Here is a 3,979-nt window from a genome sequence, read left to right as displayed (position 1 = left end):
TTTGTATGTGCGTTCAATGCGTGTAAATACAACAAAGGCTGTAGAGAGATTTACCAGCGTATTGTAGCTAAGGGTAAGAGCAAAAAGCTGGCTTTGATCGCAGTAGCCAATAAGCTGTTAAAGCAGGCCTTTGCGATAGCTAAATCAGGGTTGCCTTATGATGAAAACTACGTATCTGTTTTAATTAACAGATAGTTTTAAAATAGGGAAAAGAATGAAGTACTAAGGTTAAAAAATAAAAATTTTAGTACAAGATGAATATGCATTAAAATTAATCGAGAAAAGAGTTGCTTTTTACCTCAATTCTTTGTTAGCTGTAGTTTTTATTTCAAATATTTTTCGGTATCTGCTATTTTAATTTTAGGATGTGCTTCAAAATAATTTTTTAATGCTTTAATATGCGCTGCACCAAATAGAATCATAACTTTTGTCGGTTTATCTTTTATAATATCTCGAATAATATTTTGATAAATATGTACATTACGGGTCATATTTTTTTGACTCCAAAATACATTAACATCATATTTATCTACATCTAAAAATGAAGTCAGATTGGTGTAAAAAATTTTATCAAGATATTTTTCTGAATTTAAAGTTCTATAGACATCTATGAATTCTAAACTTGGAATTTTTTTATTAAAGCTAATTATATCTTTTAAAGCTTCATTCGAATAATCAGATTCTGGCTCTTCCTCAACTATGTTTTCATTTTCATAATCAATCATATCCTTTACTAAATCATTGTATTTTTTTGCAGAAAAGGTATTGGTTGTATGAACGTGCCAATCAACACAGGTAATTTCGTTTAATTTCAATCTACTCGCTAATTTGATAGCAATTTGAAATAATTCAGTTTCGAGTTCTATTTTATTACCGTTGTTATATGATTTTAAAATGCTGTCCCATTTCTGTTGTCTATTTGGTTCGTTTTCAACATATATTTTTTGAGGTTTAAATTTTTCTATTTTTTTTAATAGCATATCTATCTGCTTTTGTTTTTTATCACTAAGTATGTTGTCATCTGTGATTTTGACATTATCAGATGTTGTACCTCCTAAATGATATGTCGCTAAAAATAAAACTTCTGTTTTTTCTTGTGCAAATAGGGAAATTGATGAAAAAAATATTGTTAAAATTAGAATTATTTTTTTACTCATTTTTTTGTTTTAAATTACAGCCAACGTGTTTGTATATGGTTTGTTGCGTGGTTTAGCACGTAATTTAGCAAATAAAAACCGAATAGAAAATCCGCGAGGATTTTCGTAAGTAGGCGAGAACCAAGCAATAAATTATATACAGTGTTGGGCACAGTTATTTCTATTCTAAATATTCCTCCAATTCTAAAAATGCTTTTCCAATTTTATTTAATTCAAGATTAATTCTATACTCGCCAACTTCTCCAGATAATACTTTATACGGATAAATTTTATGTGTATCTAACCAGCCTTGTGAATAGATTTCGAATACAGAATCACAAAAATTTTCTTCGTAGAATTCATAATCGATTCCGAAATCTGCCCAAGGAAAATACTTTTGAATTAGTTCTTCAAGTTTATAAGTATAGAACGAATCCCATTCACGAACATAATTTTCGTTTCCATTTTTGTCAATTAAAATTACTTTGAAAGGACCTCTTCCTAAACTTTTATTATGCCATTCCTCTGTATATATATATTGATTTTCCCTTCATCTTGTATGTGTTTCATTAAATCTTTGTCAAAGAACAGTTTGTTTATTTTCGCATTTACAGTTTTAGATTCAATAATATCAGAAACTTGATAAACACTTAATTCTCCGTCAAGTTGGTTTTCTTTTGATATTTCAATCTTCCATCCTTTATTGGTTTTTTCAACATTTTTTTTTCAATAAATTCCCAGATTGTCATTTCATATTCGGGAATGTGTCCAACAATAATGACAGGTAATGAATGATTTATCCAATATTTATAATGTGTATCATTTAGATAGAAAGTAAAAGACTCTTTCTTCTCGTGGAAATGACTTAATCCAGTTTTAATTTGAAGTCCAATTAATTTTCCAGTAGGACCATTTCCATTTACATATTCAACTTGAGCATCAATTCCCATATCCAAAATAGGTTGCTCTCTAAAAATCCATTTAAATTTTTTCAAAAAGATGGATTCCACGTGATTTACTCCAATTCTTTCTGTTGGTGAATACCTTTCGCTCATAGGTTTTCTTTAATTGTGCCTAACGTGTTTGGCTATGGTTTCGTTGCGGAATGGTTCGACAGAACTATTCCGCCGTAAACCAAAGTTAGCAAACACGCGGGAATTTCCGAGAGGAAATTCCGCCGCAATGAACTATAGCCGTTGTTGTGAGCTGGCTTTATTTCCATATTTCCCACCACTTTTTTGATTCCGTTGTTTTTATTTCAGTTACTTTTTTTGGTTTAAAGACTTTCTTCGCTTTGGTCAATTCAAATGAGTCAAGGTCAATAAAGAATTCCGTTTTGTCATACTTGTCCCAAGCGTTATATTCATTAAAAATTCCGCTTAATATTCCGTTGTCAATTTTGACATTGTCTATGATATCTCGACAAACATATTCGTGAAACTTATAATTATTTGAATTCTCGATTATTGCAATATTCCGATTTCCAATCAGACAATACTTATTCTCAAATTCGATTACTTTTTTAAAGTCAAATCCAAATTCAACAATGCTTTTTTCTTGGTTTCTGTCAATGATAAAGCATTGTCCATTTGAAATTATAAGAATTTCAGTCGGATGTTTTAATTCTTTGATATAGTCAAATCCTTCTTTTCCGTACTCAATATTCGCAACCCATTTTGTTCCGTCATCTTTTGTGAATTCTACAGGCAGACCTTCTGACCAATTTCCTTCTGGAATTGGCACATACATTTTTCCGTATGGTGGAAGTCCTTTTAAAATTTCAAAGTTTGAATTCAATTACGATTGTTTTTTCAGCTTGCTCACAACGGTTTGGCTATGAGCAGGCGGGCTTTAAAAGCTACTTACCTGTCAGCCGAGACCATAGTTTTTTAAAAGTATTATCGTTTCGTTTAGTACTGTCCGCCCGCTTGCTTATAGGCTTTGTTGTGCACTGGCTTTTTTCATTCTTTTCTCTTAGCATTCCATTATCTTGGACTTCAAGATGTTTGTTGTTGTCGAGGAATTCTTGAAATGAACCGCCTTTTATTTCCCTCGTTTCAAGGTCTATTTCAAAGTCAGACCAAGGTTTGTTGGAATTTGTCGGATCATAAGTTTGTCCACTTACTTTGTTTTCAACGAGCTTCAAGTCTTTAATTCCGTCCCAAGAAATTCGGTCGCTTTTCCATATTTCACCTGTCTTATTGTCAAGTACCAAAATGTGGATGTCGTCTGAGCAAATTAGACTTCCATCTTCTTTCTGGATGACATCTTTAATTGTAAGTCCAAAAGTCATTTTGGGTTTTTGTTCGTCAGGATTCATTATGTACCCTTGTCCACCTGCGAAAACGACAATCATATTGTGTTCTGGAAAGTCGAAGATGTTGTTATAGTCAATCCAGCCTGGTCGGAAATTAGCGACCCATTCTTCTTCGTCTGATTTCTTGAATTTCACGACATATCCTTCTGAGTAAAATGTTTCTTGGTCACTCGAAATTGGAATGTACATCAGTCCATACGGTGGAAGTCCATTTAAAATCTCATATCGTTTTTCTGTCGTCATTTAGTTTCTTGGTGTCGTTTTTTTAGCTTGTGCCCAACGTGTTTGTATATCTTAAGTTTGATTTTCATTAAATTTAGATTATAAATCAGAAAGAACAAAGAGAGGATTAAGGTTATGATATACGTTGAAGCGTTAGACTTCGGCAACATTGATGATCCCCTCTCTTTAACTACTTCAATCACGTTCAGTTCTGTGAGGTCAGACCTCGTTTTCAAGTTGTTGTGATCAAGGTAGTATGTTCTTTCATAAAATCAGTTCTTATGGATAAATATAAAGAAACTTT

Annotated in this window: 4 protein-coding genes and 1 pseudogene; 1 reads left to right on the top strand and 4 read right to left on the bottom strand. The window is 32.0% G+C overall.

Annotation, left to right across the window (positions count from 1 at the left end; all coding sequences use genetic code 11):
- Positions 1-195 (top strand): annotated as a pseudogene (locus ACFFGL_RS12580) (IS110 family transposase); the annotation flags it as partial.
- 128 nt (positions 196-323) lie between these two features.
- Here the strand turns inward: ACFFGL_RS12580 and ACFFGL_RS12575 are convergent.
- The 4 genes from ACFFGL_RS12575 to ACFFGL_RS12560 form a co-directional block, all read right to left on the bottom strand.
- Positions 324-1,157 carry a DUF5694 domain-containing protein gene (locus ACFFGL_RS12575; protein ID WP_309730844.1) on the bottom strand — a complete coding sequence of 278 codons (834 nt, stop codon included), beginning with the start codon at positions 1,155-1,157 and terminating at the stop codon, positions 324-326.
- A 629-nt stretch (positions 1,158-1,786) separates the two neighbouring features.
- A complete protein-coding gene (locus tag ACFFGL_RS12570) occupies positions 1,787-2,191 on the bottom strand; it encodes a DUF4365 domain-containing protein (protein ID WP_309730842.1) in 405 nt (134 codons plus the stop codon).
- 157 nt (positions 2,192-2,348) lie between these two features.
- Positions 2,349-2,933, bottom strand: a complete 585-nt coding sequence (locus ACFFGL_RS12565) for a hypothetical protein (protein ID WP_309730840.1) — start codon at positions 2,931-2,933, stop codon at positions 2,349-2,351.
- 61 nt (positions 2,934-2,994) lie between these two features.
- A complete protein-coding gene (locus ACFFGL_RS12560) occupies positions 2,995-3,696 on the bottom strand; it encodes a hypothetical protein (RefSeq protein ID WP_309730837.1) in 702 nt (233 codons plus the stop codon).
- Positions 3,697-3,979 lie beyond the last annotated feature (283 nt).

It is taken from the genome of Mesonia maritima, assembly GCF_042433895.1.
GTDB lineage: Bacteria > Bacteroidota > Bacteroidia > Flavobacteriales > Flavobacteriaceae > Mesonia > Mesonia maritima.
This window is presented reverse-complemented; position numbering and strand designations above follow the sequence as displayed.

Excerpts from the sequence above, each read along its gene's own strand:
- ACFFGL_RS12560 (WP_309730837.1), bottom strand. The coding sequence starts at position 3,696 with ATGACGACAGAAAAACGATATGAGATTTTAAATGGACTTCCACCGTAT.
- ACFFGL_RS12570 (WP_309730842.1), bottom strand. The coding sequence starts at position 2,191 with ATGAGCGAAAGGTATTCACCAACAGAAAGAATTGGAGTAAATCACGTG.
- ACFFGL_RS12575 (WP_309730844.1), bottom strand. The coding sequence starts at position 1,157 with ATGAGTAAAAAAATAATTCTAATTTTAACAATATTTTTTTCATCAATT.